This window comes from Vibrio sp. 10N.286.51.C3, assembly GCF_003050065.1.
Taxonomy (GTDB): Bacteria; Pseudomonadota; Gammaproteobacteria; order Enterobacterales; family Vibrionaceae; genus Vibrio; species Vibrio crassostreae.
The window spans coordinates 68,300-90,500 of record NZ_PIGC01000021.1 but is presented as its reverse complement, the minus strand read 5'-3'; the positions used below and the strand labels follow the sequence as shown (position 1 = coordinate 90,500).

Genomic DNA, 22,201 nt, shown 5'->3' with positions numbered 1-22,201 from the left:
GACGATCTCGTTATAGGTGTTCCATTTGAAGACCTAGGCAGTGGCGGTAACAACAATGATGGTACCGTTCATGTGTTATACGGTGACTCTGATAGAGACTTAAACGGTAGAGAGCAAGAAGTTAGACAAGGGACGCGATAGTTACAAGGGACGCTATAGCTACGAAGGCCCTCCTTTCAATAGGAGGGCCTGCATAAATGTTGGAGGTCATTCTATGACTAGTAGAACGACTTCTCTATGCGATGTGTTTTAGCACCTACAATTCAGCCCCTATAACCATATTCTTTTTATTTTATTTGGCCATGGAATGACGACATAATCTTACCTGATTTTTTATATAAAACTCCTAAAATGCATGTTTGAAGATAATTAGAAAATTTATAGACATTTAATGTGTAATCCCTTTTTATATTCTTCTAATAAACTAATTTCTAATTAAGTTAATCTCTAAATTAGTTGTATTCTAATTTTACTATTCCTAATTTACCAAAACCTTAAATAATTAAAGTTATTTAAAAAAACATATAATGTAAGTTATCATCAATATCCCAATTAAAATATCAATAAGGAAATAGCTTGTGTTATTAAATGGTTCACATAGAGATGTGAATATTAAAGAAATTGAAGGTATATGCTCAAATAGTGATAGCAACCTAGAAAAATACAAAAAATGTCTCAAATTCTAGAGGTTGTTAACAAGGAACTTGCTGAATATGAAACTCTTTCTTTAAAGGATTACAAGGCTATCGATGATAAGTACTACGTAAGACACTATATAGTCGGCAAGATTAATGACTTAAATAGCTTGATCTTCATACAAAACTTGAAAGTAAGTGTGATGAACACGATTAGCTATCGATATAAAAGTGATGAAAAGTCTAGAAACCTCGCTGTTAAATCAAGTATTGCGAGAACAATGATTTATATCGAAAATCTTCTCGAGCGGCGCGATGAAGGCCTGTTAGGGGAACCATTGAACAGTGCAATCACGAGTTTAAAGCACAGCGAAAGTAGTTTGTACTCTAGGTTAGAAAGCGCTCTGATCTATACGTTTTTTAAAGCAGAAAAGCGCCGAGTGCTGTTTGCACTCAGCAATTCAGGTTTCAAAGAAGAGATTAAGCTTATTCCCGAATCGGGCGCTAAAATCTCTCAGAAAAAAGTAGACGCTATCGTACAAAGAGCGTTAAGTGGGAATATTCACGACAGCTTAGATGAATTTAATATAGCTAAAGTACTTAGTGATGCTGCGAGAGAGGTCGAGATCTATCATGCTTGTTCTCAAGGTGATGATAAAGCTGTTTTCCGTTTAGCTTTGGCGAAAATGACAGTAATATCTGATGAGATGAGCACTTCATTGGATTATTTTGACGAAACTTTCGACCAAATTTTATTAAAAAATAATATACCTAAGAAGGTACTGATCCGAGATGAGTCTAAGGATGGTCTAGAATTTCAGGTAATGGATACCATGGCGTTATTTTACAGTGACGCTATTAAGCTAGACGACATTATTGTTTATGAAAAACCCCAAGTAGTAGAACGATTTAATGATATTATTCATTTAATCAGTGTACTTTCTGAAGTCATGGATCTGGAGGGGGATGATAGTCACTCAACTCTCGCTATTGAAAAGATAGTAGGCAGAGAAAATTTCGATTCAGACAGTCAATATTATGCGCAGTTTGTCGATTATAAAAACTCTGATATCGAGCAGGATTTGAACACTCTTCTTCGTAATCAATCAATCTATCAAAGTGACTTGAATAGCAATGTCAGCATCATTTCATCCGCAGATATCATACTGCCTTTCTACAGTAAGAATGCGATCAGAAATATTCTTGATGACTATGTGGTCGGCAAAGCAGAGGGTATTGCTGAAGCGTATCGATTGGTAGAAGAGAAATTTCCTAACTGTGATGATTCAGTGAAGGTTTTTATTGCTCTATTTGCTAATTTGTTTATGTCTGCACCGACGACAGAGGCTATCACTTTAGCGATAAAACCAGCGGTGCTGATGCTACAAACTCATCTAGGCATGAGTGGCAGAGTGGTTCTCGTGAAAGATAGTAACCATCGCCACTTCTTAGTCAGCACATTTGCATTCCATCACCGAGTGACTTACCTAGGTGGGGCCGATAACGAGCTTGTTACTCAGTTGATTGAAGTGTTACCTAAACCGGATGAGAACTGGAAAGATGTATCTTACGAAGCGTTAAACGCTATCTTTTTAAAATTGAACATTCCAACAGGTTTTGACGACACTCAGGAGCAACCTAAACCTTTCTTATTGCGCAATCATAGATTTGATAACTTTATGTGGGACGCAGTACAAGAGACGACGCTCCTTAAGTTTAACCTGATTGCTCAGTCGTTTAAAAAGGTTGGCACCAAAAAACAGTTCCAAGAGAATTATCTTTTGAAAGATCTGGTTGCGAATGAATTTAAGTTATCTCTGAGCGACAAATTGGTCGAAATGAAGGAAGTTCTGTTTACTGAAAGCTCAATGGAAGCCGCATTAAACAACAAGGTTCCGTTCTTACAAGTCGCGCAGAAGATGATAAATGATCCTGATTATGAGGTAGATATTCAAGATGTTGAATCGATTTTGCTTGATTCAATTGTACTTCTAGCAGACATCATTCCCATTTTTTCCCCGATCGCTAAGGCGTTGGATGTTAATCTCTCTGTTATTGTAAATGCTTGTGTAGTGAAAAATATCAGAGTGATTCGTTTATCTAAAACGGCCTTCATGAGAAGCGTTGTTAACGATATCTCTGACGAATTTATACGTCGTTCTAAATTTATATCGAGCGATGCCATCGGCGATCTAAAAAATAAGATAAGAGCGATTAAAAAGTACAAGTTCATGAAAGAAACCAGTGAACGTTTAGAAACCATCAAAACGATGGGCTTAAGTGGTGGGGCGGGCAGCTTTAAAGTGAATAGTGCTTACGGTGCCTCTTCTGGAAACGTTGTACTTGAAACGTTTGACTGGTGTTTTAATGGAAAAGGACCCGTTGGGAAAGTTGTATCGGACAATAAGATTCCATTGCCAGCTCAGCCTGAAGTTTTTCAATCTATCATCGATGAAAAGGTTTCTATAGTAAGGCAGGCGGATGAACCGATTTTGATTTCTGGTTGGCGTTCCCCACAAACTGGCCGCATTCATATTCTGGATGGACAGCACAGGTTTATTGCCGCGGCGAAGCTGGGGATTCCCGTTGAAGTAAAAATCAAAAAGTTCGGTACTGTACCAACCCAGGTAGACTGGAGTGGCACGAAGTTTAGCCAATCTACCCCTGCAAAGCACAAGATAAAAGGTGTTCAGAAGCCGATATTCAAAAAAACTGTCGTTCAAAAGGCTACTAACACCAAGGGGAAAGTTGAGAACATCCACATTCACCCCGAGCTTAGAATTGGTTCGATTGGCCGACCTAATAAAAACTATTCTACTGGCGCGCAGCTGATGACGTTTTGTGAGAACCTGAAACGTAACAATGTCGCGGCATTGATCTCCCTTGATTCTGGGATGTCGGCAAGAGAGATCGTATCGCTAACCAAGCAATTAGCGAGTCACAATATCGAGTATATCTCTAACAAGACGACGTATATCAAGGACTTCTTTTCTATCAAAGCCCTTACACAGCCTTCAAGTGAAGATATCGATGGTTTAGCGAATCGAGTACTGAAATTATTGAGTACACGCGAAGGGAATGTGTTGGTCCACTGTGCGTTAGGTGATGGTCGCTCTGGTATGGTTAAGTCTGCAGTGATAATGAAACAAATGTTCAACGAGGGCCGTTTAGACTTAAGTAATTTGCCCCAGGGGACTAAGGCTTACGTCAAACCTTCCATCGAATCCGAACAAGCCGTTTTATCATATTTGGATGTGAAAAATAGCATTGATACGATTCGTAAAACTCATCCAAAAGCACTCGAGCGTTCTGATGATATAGAGGTTTTAAATCAATACCTTGAATATCTTCAAAATCAGAGTGCAACTGCATAATTGATCTCGTACTCGTGTCCGCAGTGACACTGAGCTATTAGGTTACACTGCCTCATCTGAACAAGTAATCGAGTGGGGCAGTGGTTAAATCAATTCTGGTAAATATAAATAGAGCTGAGAGCTGCTCTATATTAAGCGCCTTCGCTCTTACAGCTTACGCTTTTTGATGAGTGGTATTGGTCATCATAGCTATAAGTCTTGCCACTTTTTTACGCATGTCACGCCTATTTACAATCATGTCTAAAGCACCATGTTCGAGTAAGAATTCACTCTGTTGGAAACCATCGGGTAGTTTTTCCCGTACCGTTTGTTCAATGACTCTTCGGCCCGCGAAACCGATTCTCGCTTTAGGTTCACCGATATTGATGTCACCCAGCATGGCTAAACTGGCTGAGACACCGCCAAAGGTCTGGTCGGTGAGTACCGAAATATAGGGCAGTTTGGCTTCAGATAATCGTCTGAGCGCAGCGCTGGTTTTCGCCATTTGCATCAACGCCATGAGTGATTCTTGCATGCGCGCACCACCACATGCAGAAAAGCATACCAGGGCACAGTCTGATTCAATTGCTTTATTCACTGCATCTACAAATCGAGCGCCCACAACGGAGCCCATTGATCCCGCCATAAAAGCAAATTCAAAAGCACATGCGACAACTGGCATTCCAAGTAGCTCGCCCTTCATCACGACCAGTGCATCTTTCTCACCTGTACTTTTTTGTGCAGAGGCCAGTCGCTCGGTATAGCGCTTGTTGTCTTTAAAGCTGAGTAGATCTTTTGGTTGGTGTTGATCACCTAACTCCGTACGTTCGCTGTTATCGAGAAATGTTTCTAAACGAAGACGTGCTGTCATGCGCATATGATGTCCACATTTTGGACACACCTGTAGGTTTTCCTTGAGTGCGATATGGTACAAGGTTGTGAGTACAAGAAGGGCAGTTGATCCAGACACCTTCTGGGACTGACGCTTTACGATTACTTTTTAAGTTATTCTTATTCAATAGTTTTTCTAGCCAGCTCATGGATAACCTTTATTCCCATCGTTCGAGTGATGAATATTGTATAAGCCTGATTTTGGTAATAAAGTGGCAATATTTGGCTTTATAATCCAATAATATGGGATTATCTGTGAGGGGATATGCTGGATAAAATTGATCAGCAATGGCTAAAGAGTTTTCATTGTGTTTATGAGAATAATAGCTTCAAAAGAGCGGCAGAGTTTCTGTGTTTACCGACTTCAAATGTTAGCCGACATATTGCGTTGTTAGAGCAACAACTAGACGTAAGACTGTTTGTGAGAAGCACGCGTCGTATTGCTCCAACGGAAGCTGGAGAGCATCTTTATCAGCGCACGCAGCCCTTGTTGGATAAACTCAACCAGGCGATAGAAGAGGTCACACAACACTCTCAAGAGGTGCAGGGGCAGTTAAACATCTTAATGCCTGACTCTGCCGAATTAGCTCAAGCTGTTATTTCCTTTTGCAACCAGTACCCATCCATATCACTGTGTTGTGATACCAGCATCAGTCCAAAAGAGGACCTGATCGACGGCTTTGACGTTATTGTCAGTTTTCATCGAGGAAAGTTAGAAGACAACAGCTGGATCGCCAAAGAAATCCAACGTTGGCCGAGTGTAGTCGTTGCTTCACCTAAACTTCTTCAAACCTGCTCAAAACCGTTTCAGATTACAGATCTAAAACACGTGCCCTGTATCAGTAGCTTTACCGCATTGAACGGAACGCCTTGGGTATTTATAGACGATCATGGTGAATGGGTAACACAGCGAGTCAAATCATCATTTAAGGTCAACAGTGGTCAGCTTGCTAAAGCTGGAGCATTAGCCGGTTTAGGCTTTGCGATACTACCAGCTGAGCTTTGTCGTGAAGAGGTTGAAGCTGGTGAATTAGAAATCGTGGAGCTCGAATATCAGCCCGCAGACTTAGTTCTATATGCGTTTTATGCCTCAAGAAAACACATAGCGAAGAGGGTTCCTGCTTTTATCGAGCACTTGCAGCACCATGCAAATTAAATCAGTAGGTTATTTAACCCCCCCCCTTGTCTAGGGGGCGTAATAACGGGTACTGAAAAGCTACCCCCCAGTATCGCTAAAGTGCTACATTACAAGTTAACCGCTTGTTTTTAATTACCTTGAGTACCTACGTTATGTCACATACAGCCAAAGATCAGAAAAAACTAAAGGCCCGAGTTAGCAAAATACAAGGTCAGGTCAATGGTTTAAAAAAGATGCTCGATAACGACGAGCAACAGTGCCAAGACGTACTGCAGCAAATAGCAGCGATTCGTGGCGCAGTGAATGGCTTGATGAGAGAGGTCATTAAAGGTCACCTTCTAGAGCATGTGGTACTAGAAGATGACAAAGTTCAGCGTGAAGAAGATATGGAAGTGGTACTGAAAGTATTGGATTCATACATCAAATAGCGCTTGCTTTAGCGGTTCATTTGAGCCTTTCTTTTTACTAGTTCTTTCTTGAGAACATTAACAGCGTAAGGCTTCATTGATTTCCAGGCCTTACACTCTTCTCGTGTTCTACCACAGCCTAAACACCACCCTTTGTCGTGTGAAAAATCGCACATATCAATACAAGGGCTTTTCTGTTTTTTCATATTAGAGCCTATCTAGTACTTTCTCTACACTGGCTTCAAGTGAGCGCAGCCGGTTGAATTCCTCGAACAAACGCTGTTCTAGGTTTTTAAAGTTTAGGGGGAGGGTTCTCTGGCAAATCCCGTAAATGTTATCTTGGGTTTTATAGCCTTTCCAACTTTCAATGCGAGCTTTCTCTAGTGCTTTAAACTGGCGTATAAATTCTGCTTGGGAAGGGCAGTCTTCTTCCGCATGCATGCAAACAGGAAAGGCCTTTTGCTTAATTTGAGGCCCTTCGATAAAGGTCTCAAAGTGGATACCGCCCTGTTTTTGGTTGAACCAAGTCTCTTTATATAACTGAAGGTACTCGCCACGGTTATAGATCTCCCAACCATCCTCGAACCAGTTTGCTTTTCTTAGCATCTTCTCTAGGTTGCGGAAAACACCTTTAACATCTTTCATATGGAAACTCTTAAGCCGTGGTTTATGAGATAGTGTGTTAAAAAAACTATACTCCCCCTGAGTATGAAATACTACCCCCTAGTATATGTGGTTATTGTATATCACCGAATCTTAGAGCCTATCTCAGCGTGTCAGAATAGGAATTGGCTTGTTTTGAAAGGACACTGATGCACCCTGACCCAGCAGTATTCCCCATGTGATTCAAGGCCCTCATGTATGGGGTATTTACGAATTGAAACTGACAAGTTGATGTTTAACGAGGGTACATTTCAGTTATGTAGGCCGCATAAAACAAGGTAAGCGAAATAAATCGGTTCTATCCTCGTTAATTTTCAGGAAAATAGCCGCCCGATGATTAATGTTGATAGTGAACATGGTTTTTAAGGTATGGCTAAGAAAATAATATTTATCCACGGTCGGGGGCAAAAGCCCGACAGGGAGCCGCTTCAATCATTGTGGTACGGTGCTATTGAACATGGGTTACAGCGTGATTGTAATGGTTCTGATTCACTCCAAGCTTTCCAGAATATCGAGAAGCGCTTCGTGTATTTTGGCGACTTATCAAACGCATTATTGAACAAGCCAACTGAAGACCCGCTCGGCCGCCAACAGGCTTTGATCGATCTAAAAGACTACAAGTCCCATCAGTTTAATAAGAAAACATATGGTGAAGTTTCAAAGGCAGGGTTCCTGCACGAGGCGCTTGCCGATACTTTTTCTTCTGTGCTCAGTCGTTTGAAAATGGCAGAGCCACTTATAGCCTTAGTCGCTCCCGACATGACTCATTATTGGTATGAAGACTCTTACTTTGGTAGCGACGTAAGGTATCGATTAATGGCGGATCTGAGAGAGGCGCTAGATAACCAAGATGAGGTGATGATCGTAGCACATAGCCTTGGCACAATGATCAGTTATGACGTGTTATGGAAACTCTCCCATTACAGTGAGTACCGAAACGCTTACGGCGCTAAAAAGAAGATTGATCTTCTGGTTACGTTAGGTTCACCATTAGGCGATGAGAGTGTAAAAGAGCGCTTGAAAGGGAGCCGTTTAGAGGGCATGAAAAAGTACCCTTTAAATATTCATAGGTGGGTGAACTTGTCGGCTGAAGATGACTTTATCTCTCACGACAGCAAAATCAAAAATGACTTTCAAGAGATGCTCAAACTGGATTTGATTGCTGGTGGAATGAAAGACATTTATCCAATTTACAATCTCAATGTGTGTGACGGGCAAAGTAACCCGCACGCTTCTATTGGTTATCTCATAAACCCCAAATTCATCTCCGTGTTAGATGAATGGCTTACCAGTTAGTTGTAGCGCGTAAGTTCAAACGCACATATTCAAAGGTAGATAACCAGATAATCAAATGAGTACTGTGATACGGAGAGCTTGCTTAATCCAATCTTATCACTGCGATTGTACTCCTCAATCGAGTGGTCGAACCCATAAGCTGTAGAAGGTGCCATATACTGGGTCATGCCTTGTTGTGTCGTTGTTATTTGATCATGCCCATGACCACAAATCACCTCTCGTACTCCATATTTCTGAAGCACCTTCATCATGTAAAAATCGTTCTCAAGACGGATTGCTTTCATCCAATCGGCACCGACAGGGATGATAGGGTGGTGAATAACAAGGATAGGGTGGCTGGCTTTTCTCAGTTGCTTCTTTAACTGGGCCAGGCCACGATTATTGATACGTCCTGAACCGAGCGGGTGAACGCTGCCTTTGGGTTTGAAACTCGAATCGAGAAATAGAAATTCACGCCCACAAACGTTGGCTCTATCGGTCACGCAGATCGTCGATCCTTTTAACTCTTTACGCATCAAGGAAGAGTCGTCATGGTTGCCTGCAATCGCGTAAATAGATTGTTTGCTAATGTGTTGCCTAATGAACGCCTCTAATCGAATGTAGTCTCCCAGTTTGGGGTTACAACAAATATCACCGGTAAGAAAAATGGTCTCACACTTCGTGTCTTTGTTGACGTATTCCAGTGCTTTTCGCAGGTTTTCATAGCTGGATTCATCTGAAAGGTGGCAATCACTGATTTGGTAAATGGTGTTCATTATTGGCGTCCGGTCATTTCAATTCTTGAGTGAGATAATCAAGCAGCGCTTTTATTTTAGGTGTTCACCTTTATGGTTCAGCCAGAGCGTATATCGCTCTACGGGTTTAAATGGCCAATCATACAAGATACTAATTAGCTTACCATTTTCTACAAATTGTTCAGCTATGTTATCCGGTCACTCTTTGCTCCCAAGCTCCTGGATCGCCATGCGTCCGTTAGTTTTAATTAGTACAAAAATGCCTGCTGTATGAGCAGGCATAGTGTGAGGTAGGTTTAAGAGAACGGCTCCCATAAACTAGTGGAGGAAAGCATTCAACCTTAGTGGCTTAAAGAAGCGAACCCAGTAGGAGATATAAAGCCATGATTAGTTCTTTGCTCAACCGTCTTTAAAATTGGGTTGATGTAAAACTCTACGATCTCGTCACTGTGGACTTGATTCATGTACAGCATGACCGTTTGATCAGATTGTACGACAGCGCCATCGATAGCGGTTAATTTATCAACGTCTGGTGCGTAAAAATCCTTGTTAAGCTCTATACCGGTATCAAAGTCGTAGAATGTTTCAGTCTCAGTATCAAATGCCGATACTTTGACTGTTACCCCTTCCTTAACCCAAGATTCATTGTAATCGACGCAAAACAGGGTATGTTGCGAGGCTCTCAACGCATCGAATGAAGAGTAGGGGCGACTTCTCTCTATAAGCTCACTTTCCCCAACGTAATCGTAGCTATTCTCATTGAGCTTATTAACGACACAACCAATATTCATATCGTAACCATTAATTTGTGGGCTGCGTTTGCTAGTGTTAACTGTGTTGCCTATAGAACTCGTAATATCGTATTGGCTTATCGTCGAGACTAACTTGTCTCCCTCTGGTTTAACAAATGAAAAGTAGTTTCGCTCTGCATGGTCGATCCCTGCTAGCTTGCCATCAACCACTCTGAAGGAATCATAACGCGAATGAGTATCGTGATAGTCTAGTTCCTGATATTCATCTGAATTTTTAATATAGGCATAGTGATTAAAATTTATTGCATGATTTGTAGATGTATGTGGATCTTGATAGTTGACAAGAATGTTACCTTGTGCATCTATCTGCATGTCTCGCTCATCGGCACGCGCATGACTCTTTAACGTCTTGAAGACAAAGGCATTGTTTTCTAGTACCGCTTTGAAGATTCCATATGTATGCCAATGAACGTCGTCTGTAATGTCAAAGCTATATAGTGTAGTATTTGGTATTAAATCACCTTGTTTCTGTTGGCTAAGAAATGGACTCTCGTTGGCTAACTGGGCGTCAAATTCCGATACATTACCATCAATCACGATGGGATAGAGCTGACCACTTTGTTTGTCCATGATGACAGGGTAATTGCCATGATACGTTTGACCATTCCAAGCAACCGTTGAGTTGTTCATATTGAACATGGTGTACTTTTGGTTGATATCGAAGACACGTGTAACCGTGGGCATTACGGGGGGATCACATTGTTCGCATGGCTGGAAGGCAACTTCGAATATGTGGTCGTCACCTTGTGAATTTTTGTATGCCATCATATTTAATGCCGTATTGCTTGCGGGCTCAATGTAAAAATTAGAAGGCTCAATTGTCTGAAAGTTGGTTTGGGGAATACTCAGTGATTTGAGGGCCGGAAGCTTAACGAGCGGTGCCGGATCAATTGAGCCATTACCGTTTGAGCCTCCTCCATTCGAGCCACCGCCGCTTGAGCCACCACCGCACCCAGTAAGGGCTATAGCAAGCATTGCTGCGATTGAAATAGTGTGTTTCTTAATGTTCTTGTTTTGCATGAGCTGACCTGTGTTCTTGATTGTGTGATTGATATTTCTTTCTAACTCAACCGTCACTTTATTTTTATCTGAAACCAACATTGGAATCAGGTGTTTTGTTGCGAGCGGTCAATGATTCTGAGCAGAATAATTGTGTATTCAAATCTTGGGATGAATACGAGTAAGTTAGGACGCTTTGTTTAAATACCTTTGTCGACTTGTTAAAGAGTTGCGCGATTATAGTTATTTTTATTGTGTTGACAGCTGTGCAAACTAATATTTTATAAATGATTAGTTGAATGACTATTTATAAGGAACTAGCGACATATATTGAGTGTATGGTTATAGCGTGGATTAATTATTTGAAGATATTTAGTCAGCCAATTGTCGCTTATCATTTCTTTGACGCTGCATATTTACTTAATTTTTAATAAGCTACGAAATCTATGGGTATTTTCTAGTGGCGGTATATGAGAGTGGGAGAGTAAGCTGTATCTTCGCGCTATAAATTCTCTGATACATATTTAAAGTATGATACATAAATAGCCTGCGAGTTTATTAGCTGGATATACAACGAGTAGGCAGCAGAGCGCCTCTGAAACATTGTTATTTAAGTAAAACTGCTAGGAATACCATAAGTATAATTTGTTACTTTGTTTTTATTTATTCGAAAGTTGTATGTTTTAGTGTAATAGACTTAATTAGTTAAGTGAGTCCTTAAATACTAAAGAATATTTCCATTGCCTAATGGATCTAGTGAAGCCGCTGCGTAAGTTGTGGTGCTGAGTAGTAAAAATAATATGGTCCACTTTAACATGATAAGTCCTCACTTTTAGTTAGATGAATAGGATATTAGATAGCCTAAAGGTGTGTAAGGCATTAATAGATAAGAGTTTTTATTGATAGTTTCGTAGAGTTAGTTCGGTGCTGACGGATCCCCTCATAATTTCCCTAGTCCTGCGTTGTGTGTGAGCCTTTGATATTCGAACATTCCCCATTGATATTGGGATTCATTAATTTGATATCGCCGATGATTTCGAACTTCTCTCCCTAGACGAGGTATGGAGAGAACTCGGCGGTGTTTAATGCTGTTGGCTTGGAAGTCAAAATGCCATTTGGCCTGTACTGCAATGAGGCCATTCCACCACATCAAGATTTCAGCGAGCAACGCAATAAGAAGCAGGATATCTAATCGCTTAGTACAACGAGTTCTGTTGTGACGAAGTGCGATTCCATAGGCGGTACTCTTTAGATCGCGGAAGGCCTCTTCTATCTGCATACGCTTGGCGTACAGATTGGTAATTTGTACTTCATTTAAGATATGTCTAGGGACATTCGTCGCGAGTAGCCACGGCTCCTTCGCACTGCGCTGGTAGAGATGTGTAGCGGAGTGTTTTTGGCTGGTTCTACTATGGCGCTGGGCTTTTCGGCCTTTTTCTAATCCCTTATAAACATAGGCTTCACAAGATATCGGTGATCTCTTTGCTAGTAAGCAGTGGCCAAGATATTTGGGTTTATGGACAGCGGTTGGATAAAAGGTTTTATTTGAGACCCAAGGTTTATGAGGTTGTTTGACTGATACTTCACCTCGGACACGACCTAACCAAAACCAGCCTTTCTCTTGAACTTGTCGGAACCAAGTATTTCTAAAACCCGCATCAGAAACGATGATTGGACTGGTTTTACTGGGTAAAATACTTTGCAATTTATCGAGGAATGTTTGGTGACTTTTCGGTGAATTATATTGGCCATACTCAAAAACTTGTTCAAAGATTGTGATGGCTCGACCATCAAGTGCAACGGATGCTCTTAACGTCATATAACGAAGTTGTTCACGAACATCAGACCAATCCACAAGGATCACAGGGCATGAGTTGGCGCCCGTTATTAAGTAGGCATGCCATTTATAAATTAGGTCTTTTTCACGATGTAGTTGGCGATTTCCAAGCAGTCTATCAACGCGTTTGATCGCATGTTTTACCGTGGTATTAGTTTCCAGTTTGCGACCTAGTTTAGTCAGTGTTAAGTCTGAGCCGTCAAGTACACTTTTTGTAGCAAGTATCAGAGAACTAACGCGTTTTTTGTGAATGGAGGGGCATTGGTTTTGTATGGTTTGTTGTAGAATCTGAATGTCGCGCATTGTTAACCCACTTGTTCGAAATGTGTGTTCAGCGATATTCATTAGATCAAAGACGGCGATGCGCGTCTACCTCATTGTTTTTACGCCTGATTATGAGGGGATTCGTAAGAGTTCGGTGTGAGCACTTGAGAACACATAATAACGACCTGAGGCTTTAATAAAAAAAGGCCACCCCGAAGGGTGGCAAATACAAACGAGAAGAATCATTACAAATGAAAAGCCCTTATTTCATAGTAAAGATATTCTACAAGGTTATGCAGACGGTTGAATATGAACATTATGTTGTAGATGTTGCAAATTTGTAATTGGGAAAGTGTGATATTTGAACGGGAAATACCCGATATATGCACATTTTGTTTGATCTAGCGCTGATATTTTCCGCACCCAGAGTGTCAATGAACAGGCAAATTAATCGAAGCAATGCTCACGAGTAGGGAATGCCCCATTTCTCACTTCTTGTTCATATTCACTAAATGATGTTTTGATTAGTTGGCTTAGGTCGATGTATTTTTTGACAAACTTAGGTGTATATTCAGTGAATAAACCAAGCATGTCTTCGGTCACTAACACTTGACCATCACATTCGGGTGAAGCTCCGATACCAATAGTCGGGATCGATACAGATCGGGTGATTTCTCGAGCTGTGAGCGCATCGACGCCTTCAACAAGTAATGAAAATGCTCCAATTTTTTCGAGTTTTCGTGCTGTAATGATAAAAGGGAAAAGTGTTAGCGGGACTTCTTCCGAGCTTGGTTATGACTCCCCATCATCATTTATTTATATGTTTAAGATGATGACAGGAAGAAGCCCGGCGAGATTTATTGAGTTACTTAAAGGTTGATGCATCTTTTACAAGCTGAGAGCAATAGACAAATACTCTCAGCTTGCTTTGTTTAGCTATTCTCAATGGCTTATTTAGTTATTCAAAAACTCTTCAAGTGGAATTGGTTTAGCGAACAAGAAGCCCTGTAGGTAGTTGACGCCTCGTTCTTTTAAATAATCGGCTTGTTGCTCTGTTTCAACGCCTTCCGCGATAACATCTAGTGATAAGTCGTGCGACAAGGTGATCATGTTTTGAAGCAGGTGGCCTGTTATTGTGTCAACGCCAATGTCTCGGACAAAGGTTTGGTCAATCTTTAGGTAGTCGAGGTCTACTTTTTGTAAGTTAACCAAAGAGGAGTGGCCCGTACCAAAATCATCTATTGCTATCTTGCATCCGAGCGCCTTGATTTTCCCGAAAATATCATCCGTTAAATCGCAGTAGTTTAGTGCTTCTCTTTCTGTGAGTTCTAGAACTAGAGTAACGTCGTCACAGTCAATAATATCGATAAATTCCTGACACGCCTCCAGTAATGTGCCTTTTGAACAGTGCTGGGGTGAGATGTTTATACCCACATGGAAACCATTAGGTAGCTTGTCTATGAAAGGCTTAATTTGCATAGCAGTGAGCCGCATTAATTGATGTGTCATAGGTACAATAAGACCAGAGGTTTCAGCCTTAGGAATGAAAAGATCTGGTCTCACGACACCTTGTACTGGGTGTTTCCACCTCAATAGAATCTCTATGCCTTGTATTGCACGAGTTTCACTATTCACAATCGGCTGAGCGTACGGGACAAACTCTTTCCTCTCCATTGCTCGTTCGATTTCGAGGTATAGATTAGAGGGACGCCTTGATAGCCACACAAGATAAAGGGCAAACAGAGTTTGCAGCAGTATGATGGCTACAATGTGTTGCTTATCCTTGACCCAGAATGCCGTTAGCATATTAGGGTAAGCAAAACCTGCGTGTGCGCTATAAGGAAACTGTTTTGATGATACTTGATGCCAAGAGATGAGTTTTTCTACCGGGTTTGTTTTTACGGTCAACTCTTTACTATCAAGCCACTTATCACCGACTGCAATAAATGACCGTAACTTGCTGTCTGAAGTGAGCGACTCTCTCAGGTAAAGGCTATCAATTCCACTTAATGCCGCGTGATCATCCAACGTTGACCTCACCACGATAAGAGGGTGAGAAGTATCAACGTTACTTCCATTAAGCAGCAGTAATTGTCCTGAAGTGTATGCGGTAGGATCATACTTGTAATTGCTTTCACCCCAGATAGAGGTGCAGAAGATTACATTGTCTTTCGCTAGATTGGCACTTCGTACGTAAGGTATGGTTGCTACAAGATGTCTAAGGGCGAGGGCCTCGTCTTCACAGGTATTAGAGCTTTGCAATAGCTTTAAAGCACTCGTGTTGGTCTCCTTACCAAACTCAAGAATCTCATCTACTTCTTGAACAATATTCATTGCTTTCTGGTTTGCTTGCTCATCCAGTGAACGGCCAAAACTGAGATACAAAAAAGTGAGCGCCAAGACACTGGGAATAAAAGAAAGACATATTAGATATGTTGGGCTAGTTTTTTTGTTTGCAAACATAGAGAACCTAGTTTAGTTAATCATCTTATTATTGAACGAGTAGGGTATGGAATTAGATGCTAGTAACTCCAATGTTACATAGAGGATCAATATATAATTGTCAGTATAAGGTAGTATTTACCAAATTCACTGATGATTGCTTCTTTTTTCGCTTGTCATTCTCAATTAGACGAAAACATTGCTCAAGTGTGTGCATAAGGTTTAAGTACGCACAGCTTTATTTTAACTGGCGCGGTAAGTTGTTTACGTTAGCGTCTCTTCATCAAATCATCAGTATTAGGTTAGATTCTTTTCCCTTCGGATAATGGAACAATACATTTGAAATTAATCCTTTTAATCTTAAGGGTTAATTAATTGCCAGGGACACATTATTCAATGGTAAATGTCCATTTAATAGACTTTGCTGTACAAATAAACCCATTATATTTTTGTGTTCAGTGGATAAGAGGCGGCAATGATATCTTTTGATGAGTATTCGTTGAGGAGTAAGAAAGAGATCGGGCTATTTTGGTGTGATTTAGGTCAATGGGGTAAGCGTAGTGCGATGGGAGTCAGCTTCTCAAAGGCAGGTAATACTAAGGCCTCAAATTTGTGAGGCCTTAGTACATTTTGTTAATTCGCTTTAGAAGCTTCGTGCTGTTCAATCATGAACGCGATTGCTTCATCGCTTAAACAAGATTTACTGACATATTGGCGCTGTTTTCCAATATGAAGGATAAAGCCGAGATCGGTCTGTTCAAGTTGGTCGATGTCACTCCAAGCGATAGTATTGGTGGCTTTGTGGTTTTTGTAACTCACCCCGCTAGCATCACCTTGAAAGACAATTTTGCTGCCTGCGCCTGAGCTGATTCTTTGTCGCCATAACCACCAGGTTCTTTTGCAGTACACACTGAATGCTTCAATCACACTCAAAACAATAAAGAACCAACCAACATAACCGTTAGGTAACAGTTCAAACTCCAGTAGAACCACGCCAAAAATAAGAAACAGTATTCCTTTTAAGTAGGCTTTTGGAAATTGAGTCGGAAGGCTAGTTTGATCATAACACTCCGCGAAAAACGTCTTGTCGAGTTTGTATTCTGTTGTGAAACCGGGTTCTTTAGACATGTGAGGCTACTTTAATTCTTCTTGTTAATGGGTTTTCTTTGAATTGGTATTTCATGCTGCGATCTCGCAACTTGGGTATTGTATCGCTTCTTATGGCTTATCTTTAGCTATTTTGGTTTTGTTTTGTAAGTCGATGATACTGACAAGGTCTATTTAGACTAACAGTCATGCATTGTTTGAATAAGGTTAACGGGTGTTTATGTCACTAAAATAAAAAGCCCCCTTGTTGAGAGGTCTTTAGTTTACGGTAATGGTGATTAACTTCTAATCGTAATAGAGCGCATCTATAACCGTTACATCGTAAACACTGGGGACATACCGCTGTCTTGCCCACTCATTAGCAACAAGTCAATTAAGACAAGCAAAACCCCACCAAATAGTTGTAAATAATGACCTGCGGCTTTCAGTGTCGCACTGTTACTCTTATTACCTGCAGCCAAATAGCGTTTTACCAAGTTCTTGCCTGTTAGTGTCATTATAGCAATCGTCGAGGTTGTGAAAGCAGTACCAATCGCCATGGCAAAAGCACTGACAACACCCATCCAATATAAACCAACCATGTTTGCGAAAAGCAGAACCATAATCGCGCCAGTACATGGTCTCACGCCTATCGTCACGATGATTCCCGCATATTCACGAAGTGTTGAAGCTTTGTTTATAGCGTCTGCATCGGCAACATGCTGGTGGCCGCATCCACAGTCTGCATGTGAATGATCTGCGTGAGCGTGTTCTGCCGGCTGTAATGCGTTAGATGGGGTCAACATCATTGAACCAGCTGGTACTGATGAGCGAAGCGCCATTGGTGATTGGACTGAAATTGGCGAAGACGTACCGGCAGCTAATGTGGTGATGGCTTTCACTTTCAGTTTTGGTTTACGGATTGAACGGTAGATGTTTCTGAGTGCTTTCCAGCAGATCAACGCACCGACCACTGCAACTAAAGCAAAACTTAATGAAACAAACATATTTGCTTTGTCATTCACCATTCGCATAGAAGCGCTAAAGCCCCACAGCAAAACGCTAACTAATAAGATCGCGACCAATGCTTGTAGGAATGCAGATACGATTGTAAGCACTAAGCTGGCTTTCGCTTTGGTTGGGTGAGTGGCTAAGTAGGTCGAAACGATGACCTTGCCGTGGCCCGGGCCAAGTGAATGAAGCATGCCGTAGATAAAGCTGAATCCGATAAGGTAACTGCCTGCCCCCCAAGGATTGGATTTAGCTTCATAGAGTAGGTCTGCGAGCTCGGAATTGATTTCTCTTTGCCATTGAATACTGGATATCACCAATGATGGCCACATTACCCACAGTTGGTATGCGCCTATAGCAACGAGTATTAAGGCAGTGGCACCTATCAGGTAGTATTTTGTTTGAATTTGATTTTTCAGCATGTAACAAAAACCTATATCAGAGTTCACTCTCATTTTGCATAGAGAGCCTTAATGAGTAGAAACGTGCGGTTGTAGTTAAGACGCGGGAATTGCGGCACAATGAAGCTCAACCGACTGAGTGAATAGCTGACCTAAGGTGTTGTCTGGGTCAGCATCGGCAGGCAAAGACATCGCATAGCTCATTTGCTCAGGAGTAGGATTTGGCTCAACGATCTCTAGTTGGCATTGCCTAGCGAGCGAATTAGATAAGGTGACATCATTATTTGAGATCCACGACATATCAACGAAGTAGCTAGGATCAAAAATCAACATGCGAAGGGAGTCGCGTGTGACAGGTTTAGGTTTTGAAAGTGGAAGGTCGAATGTGAGGACCATTTTGGCTTTATCACGTTCGAACTTCGCATGTTCAGCAACCTGATATTTGATTGGTTCTTTACCGTCGTAGAAATAAGTGAAGTAGTGTTCGTACATCATGTTTTCAATTACAGATGCTGCCAAGTCCTTGAACGTCTCCTTTTCTTTCTCTGGAGAAACGTCTTCACCATCCAGCATGTACATGGACGTCATGGCGTCAAAAGACCACTCCATTGACAAGCCGGTGATCATGCCACTTTCTCCCTCGATATGAGTTTTCATTTCGATCCAAGAATGGGGGTGTGCTTGTAGGTTCGGAGCAAAAATCAGTATTGCTAACCAAAATGGTAAACGCTTAATGGAGCGTAGGTGTGTTGAGAAGCGACGTACATATCGTGAAGAGAGGCAGCTGAGTACCTTGGTTAGAATAAATAGCTGTTTCATGAGACATAATAGTTATTTGATGTAATGTTATAATATAACAACTTGTAGTTTGGTTTACATCAAATTTGTGTCATGTTTTGTTTGAGCACTAGACGATAGCACTTCAAACCAGTCAAGCTATGGAACTGGAACTGGAACTGGAACTGGAACTGGAACTGTTGATGTTTACCAGACAGGTAAGTATTACCGCAATGCCGACGAGTGACGAAGCAAGTCGAGGTACTATTTTTATGAGCCTCCCATACCCAAACTCATCAAATTACCCTGTTTTAGTGCCATCTCTTTTTGTATTTGTTATGAAACTAAGCTCTAATAATTTTGACGTTTGATGGGGTGTGGTACACGAAAAGAGTAGCCTGAAGTGATGACGATTAAATTAATGCGTGCGACATTTTTATGCTTTCTGTTTTTCTCGAGTGCTATTAAAGCAGATACCAATATACACATATTGAATAACACCGATGAGGAAATTAACTTCCTTATATCTGGTGATGAGCAAGTTATCACTTCAACGGGAATTAACCGTATTAAGCCTTATAGTTACGCTGAGATTGCCAACTTGAGTCGATACAGTGGCATAGAGTATGGCAAAGATTACTACTTTTTTATCTTTTTAGGGTATGAACACCTCACACCGGTTGTAAAGCTAAAAGGGACGGCATGGGGGGCAAACATGTCTTTTACGCTTGTTGACCCGGAAACTACGCATATGGGCGAGCTAGATGATGACCGAGAGATTCACGGGAATTACAAAGGAGATTATCAGTATCATTATAAAGCCGAATATACAGGCGGCTACGATGACATTACGTTCGTTATCAGTGAAGAGCCAACCACTCTGTCATCTAATGAAAATAGCATCAATATTCTGACCTATAACGTTTGGTTGCTCCCTTTTGTGGGAGAGCACATGAACCATCGAGATAGGCGAATCGCTGATGCGGTCAGCAATAACGACGTGGTTTTTATGCAAGAGGTGTTTAGGCGGGAAAATGAAGTACGCTTGAATGCTGCGATGCAAAGCCACTTTCAGTTCGTGAGTAACAAGCTCGATGGCGGCGGTAGCAATACTTATGATGGCGGCGTTATTACCTATAGTAAATACCCTATAGTTGAACAGGCGCAGCACGTTTTTGATAACTGCAAGGGCACAGATTGCGCTGCAGATAAAGGCGTACTTTATACCAAGATAATAAAAGATAGCCGTCCTTATCACTTGTTTAATTTGCACCTTGGTTCATGGAATTCTCGTGAGCACAGGAATATAAGAATGCTTCAGGTCGGGGAAATTCTCGCTTTTGTCGAACAGCTCGATTTACCGCAAGATGAACCCGTGATTTTCGGTGGTGATTTCAATATCGCCAAACATAAGTTTCCCATCGACTTTACTCAAATGCTAAGAATACTGAATTTGCGAGAACCGCCTTTAGAAGGCTCATTAATCTATAGTTATGACCCGCTTGTGAACCAAAACTTATCAAACAGTGATGAATTTGCTCAAGAACGGCTGGATTATCTATTGTATTCAGATAATGGCAGTGTGGTGGCTAGTACCAGCAAGATAGAAGTGTTACGTAGCTTTGATGAGGAAATGTGGGGTGTGTGGGATTTATCTGATCACCTTGCTATGAGTGGCCGCTTTGAAGTGCCTTAGGGTGAGCGGTTCTTATTTATGTCTGACCTTTTGGAAAGTGCTCCGCAATTGCTGGGCACTTTTCATTTGGACAAATCGCATCAGGTTTCTAGAAGAACTTCTTAATCGCTTTTTCAGCACACGCCACATCTAGGTGACCGCCTGGCGCACCATCCACACCAATCGCACCAATCATCGCATTGTTCGCCTGTACTGGAACACCACCGGCTAAGAACAGCAAGTTTTCGTCCATATTCTGAAGGGGTTGCATGATCGGCTTATCGGCAATGAGCTTCATTAGGTTAGCTGATGGTTGTTTCATGCTCGCCACGGTGAACGCTTTTTTGCGTGAGCTATCAAGTGTGTGGATGCCAGCGCCATCAGAACGCAGTTGAGCAATCACATTACCCGACAAATCAACGACAGTCGCAGAAACCTTGTCGCCAGCTGCCTCACATTGATTGACCGCTTCATGTGCGAGCTTGAATGCCGCTTGTGACGAGATTTGAGTAAAAGAGACCGTTTGTGTTTCTTCAACTCTTCCGTATAAAGAATGCCCAGCAATAGCGGGGGCATTCTTGTTTCTGGGTAAGGGGCTTTTCCATGACTAGATGCGGGAGGTAAACTAATCTGCGCTAACCATATTGGCTGACTGTTGTTTTTGATCGTACTTATCGATTCAGTAAATCTTATTTTTCACACGATAGTTATTGGCATATGCTAATAATGGGGCGTATTCTGAACTCCTGATCATCAATAACAGGAAGTTACCATGTTATACGCAATACCTTGCCGCGACCTTCATGTCGGCAACCACTTTGCTCGTTCTCCGGAGATAGCTATTGTCGATGAGCAACAACAAATAAAGCAGCTTATTCCTTTGGTTGAGTCGGACAGCCCGTGCAATAAGAAGAAACAATGGATGTCTGTCGTTAAATCTTACGATGTGAAGGCTGTAGTTGTCCGTCACATAGGGAAGAAGATGTTGGCACACTTGTTCAACAACGATATTAGAGTTTTTGCATCGACAGGAAAGGCGGAAGTTGCCTCGCTGGATTTCAGCAATCTGCAAGAAGTCACTGACCTCGATTATGGTCGAGAGCCCAGAAATAGCGGGTGTCGCGAGAAAACGTGCGGTGACAAAGGACACAAGAAAGAAACGTCGATTCACACACCACGGTCGAATAGGTTCAGTGTTATTCGAGGTGTCCGTAAATGACTTTCTTACTCACGCTACTGGGTTTTGTTGGAATCGTCTTTCTGATGGCGATAGGCGTGATTTTTTCACGTAAGCCAATCAAAGGCAGTTGTGGAGGGCTCGCGCAGTTAGACATTGAGCGCGAATGCAATTGCAAGGATGTGTGCGAAGAGCATAGCCGAACGTTGTATCAGATCACTGAGCCATCAAGCTAAGTCTTGGGAATGAGTGGCCTTTGCGTTAAATCATTCCTGGCTAGGACGCGAGTTAAGTGCCTTGAATGACCAAAGCATGGCCGTTGACGATGCATTTGGCGACTTTGGCTCGTGCACGCTTAATGATATTGCCGAACGTTTGGCGAGATACCTGCATTTGCTCGGCGGCTTCAAGCTGGCTCAATCCTTCTTGATCAGCCAAGCGTAAGGCTTCTAACTCTTCTAATAGCAGTTCTTCTTTATGAAGCTCGTCCATAGGAACGCCATTAGGCTTAAAACAAGAGTAAGCCGCACGGGTACATAACTGGCGATGTTTTTTTGGTCGAGCCATATCAATCTCTAGGAATCTAAGGGTAAAAAGGAATAA

General features: G+C 41.7%; 19 protein-coding genes and 2 pseudogenes. 8 read left to right on the top strand and 13 right to left on the bottom strand.

Annotated features, from left to right (window positions below):
- Positions 1–141: hypothetical protein (locus tag CWO27_RS23960; protein WP_181359719.1), on the top strand; the 141-nt coding region annotated here is incomplete at its 5' end.
- A 529-nt stretch (positions 142–670) separates the two neighbouring features.
- Positions 671–4,009, top strand: coding sequence for a hypothetical protein (locus CWO27_RS19755; protein WP_258185217.1), 3,339 nt, complete (start codon positions 671–673; stop codon positions 4,007–4,009).
- A gap of 154 nt (positions 4,010–4,163) precedes the next feature.
- On the opposite strand, the pseudogene accD reads toward CWO27_RS19755, so the two are convergent.
- Positions 4,164–5,028: pseudogene (gene accD, locus CWO27_RS19750) on the bottom strand (acetyl-CoA carboxylase, carboxyltransferase subunit beta).
- Positions 5,029–5,144: 116 nt separating this feature from the next.
- Here accD and CWO27_RS19745 point away from each other — a divergent pair.
- Both CWO27_RS19745 and rcnR read left to right on the top strand, forming a co-directional pair.
- Complete coding sequence (locus tag CWO27_RS19745) at positions 5,145–6,035, top strand: LysR family transcriptional regulator (protein WP_102414225.1); 891 nt, start codon at positions 5,145–5,147, stop codon at positions 6,033–6,035.
- Between the two features lie 134 nt (positions 6,036–6,169).
- The gene (gene rcnR / locus CWO27_RS19740; protein WP_008223718.1) at positions 6,170–6,445 is read left to right on the top strand and encodes a Ni(II)/Co(II)-binding transcriptional repressor RcnR; all 276 of its coding nucleotides are present in this window, start codon (positions 6,170–6,172) and stop codon (positions 6,443–6,445) included.
- 8 nt (positions 6,446–6,453) lie between these two features.
- Here the strand turns inward: rcnR and CWO27_RS19735 are convergent, their stop codons facing one another.
- Entirely contained in the window at positions 6,454–6,630 is a 177-nt protein-coding gene (locus CWO27_RS19735; protein WP_020477243.1) for a DUF1289 domain-containing protein, read from the bottom strand.
- Between the two features lies 1 nt (position 6,631).
- Positions 6,632–7,069, bottom strand: coding sequence for a hypothetical protein (locus tag CWO27_RS19730; RefSeq protein WP_102478983.1), 438 nt, complete (start codon positions 7,067–7,069; stop codon positions 6,632–6,634).
- Between the two features lie 387 nt (positions 7,070–7,456).
- On the opposite strand from CWO27_RS19730, the gene CWO27_RS19725 reads away from it, so the two are divergent.
- Positions 7,457–8,383, top strand: a complete 927-nt coding sequence (locus tag CWO27_RS19725; protein ID WP_102478982.1) for a hypothetical protein — start codon at positions 7,457–7,459, stop codon at positions 8,381–8,383.
- 29 nt (positions 8,384–8,412) lie between these two features.
- Here CWO27_RS19725 and CWO27_RS19720 read toward each other — a convergent pair whose 3' ends face one another.
- The 8 genes from CWO27_RS19720 to CWO27_RS19685 form a co-directional block, all read right to left on the bottom strand.
- Positions 8,413–9,138 (bottom strand): metallophosphoesterase family protein, encoded by a 726-nt coding sequence (locus CWO27_RS19720; protein ID WP_102433628.1) that lies wholly within the window; start codon positions 9,136–9,138, stop codon positions 8,413–8,415.
- 320 nt (positions 9,139–9,458) lie between these two features.
- The gene (locus CWO27_RS19715; protein WP_240698067.1) at positions 9,459–11,030 is read right to left on the bottom strand and encodes a hypothetical protein; all 1,572 of its coding nucleotides are present in this window, start codon (positions 11,028–11,030) and stop codon (positions 9,459–9,461) included.
- An 838-nt stretch (positions 11,031–11,868) separates the two neighbouring features.
- Positions 11,869–13,068 (bottom strand): IS4 family transposase, encoded by a 1,200-nt coding sequence (locus tag CWO27_RS19710; protein WP_107899425.1) that lies wholly within the window; start codon positions 13,066–13,068, stop codon positions 11,869–11,871.
- Positions 13,069–13,476: 408 nt separating this feature from the next.
- Positions 13,477–13,779: a 3-methyl-2-oxobutanoate hydroxymethyltransferase gene (locus CWO27_RS19705; protein WP_258185219.1), complete on the bottom strand. Its 303-nt coding sequence runs from the start codon at positions 13,777–13,779 to the stop codon at positions 13,477–13,479.
- Between the two features lie 204 nt (positions 13,780–13,983).
- The gene (locus tag CWO27_RS19700; RefSeq protein ID WP_102431407.1) at positions 13,984–15,492 is read right to left on the bottom strand and encodes an EAL domain-containing protein; all 1,509 of its coding nucleotides are present in this window, start codon (positions 15,490–15,492) and stop codon (positions 13,984–13,986) included.
- Positions 15,493–16,104: 612 nt separating this feature from the next.
- Complete coding sequence (locus tag CWO27_RS19695; protein ID WP_102431408.1) at positions 16,105–16,599, bottom strand: YcxB family protein; 495 nt, start codon at positions 16,597–16,599, stop codon at positions 16,105–16,107.
- Between the two features lie 293 nt (positions 16,600–16,892).
- The gene (locus tag CWO27_RS19690) at positions 16,893–17,990 is read right to left on the bottom strand and encodes a nickel/cobalt transporter (RefSeq protein ID WP_107899424.1); all 1,098 of its coding nucleotides are present in this window, start codon (positions 17,988–17,990) and stop codon (positions 16,893–16,895) included.
- Between the two features lie 75 nt (positions 17,991–18,065).
- On the bottom strand, positions 18,066–18,788 hold the full coding sequence (locus CWO27_RS19685; protein WP_133146455.1) for a DUF1007 family protein: 723 nt from the start codon (positions 18,786–18,788) through the stop codon (positions 18,066–18,068).
- Positions 18,789–19,152: 364 nt separating this feature from the next.
- Here CWO27_RS19685 and CWO27_RS19675 point away from each other — a divergent pair, with 364 nt between their 5' ends.
- Positions 19,153–20,442: a sphingomyelin phosphodiesterase gene (locus CWO27_RS19675; protein WP_107899422.1), complete on the top strand. Its 1,290-nt coding sequence runs from the start codon at positions 19,153–19,155 to the stop codon at positions 20,440–20,442.
- 88 nt (positions 20,443–20,530) lie between these two features.
- On the opposite strand, the pseudogene CWO27_RS19670 reads toward CWO27_RS19675, so the two are convergent.
- Positions 20,531–20,953, bottom strand: a pseudogene (locus CWO27_RS19670) (GlcG/HbpS family heme-binding protein); the annotation flags it as partial.
- 240 nt (positions 20,954–21,193) lie between these two features.
- On the opposite strand from CWO27_RS19670, the gene CWO27_RS19665 reads away from it, so the two are divergent.
- Complete coding sequence (locus tag CWO27_RS19665) at positions 21,194–21,640, top strand: NifB/NifX family molybdenum-iron cluster-binding protein (protein ID WP_102431412.1); 447 nt, start codon at positions 21,194–21,196, stop codon at positions 21,638–21,640.
- Positions 21,637–21,834 carry a (Na+)-NQR maturation NqrM gene (gene nqrM / locus CWO27_RS19660; protein ID WP_017109749.1) on the top strand — a complete coding sequence of 66 codons (198 nt, stop codon included), beginning with the start codon at positions 21,637–21,639 and terminating at the stop codon, positions 21,832–21,834. The genes CWO27_RS19665 and nqrM overlap by 4 nt, the downstream gene beginning before the upstream one ends.
- Before the next feature lie 52 nt (positions 21,835–21,886).
- Here the strand turns inward: nqrM and CWO27_RS19655 are convergent, their stop codons facing one another.
- On the bottom strand, positions 21,887–22,165 hold the full coding sequence (locus CWO27_RS19655; RefSeq protein WP_102431413.1) for a DUF134 domain-containing protein: 279 nt from the start codon (positions 22,163–22,165) through the stop codon (positions 21,887–21,889).
- Positions 22,166–22,201 lie beyond the last annotated feature (36 nt).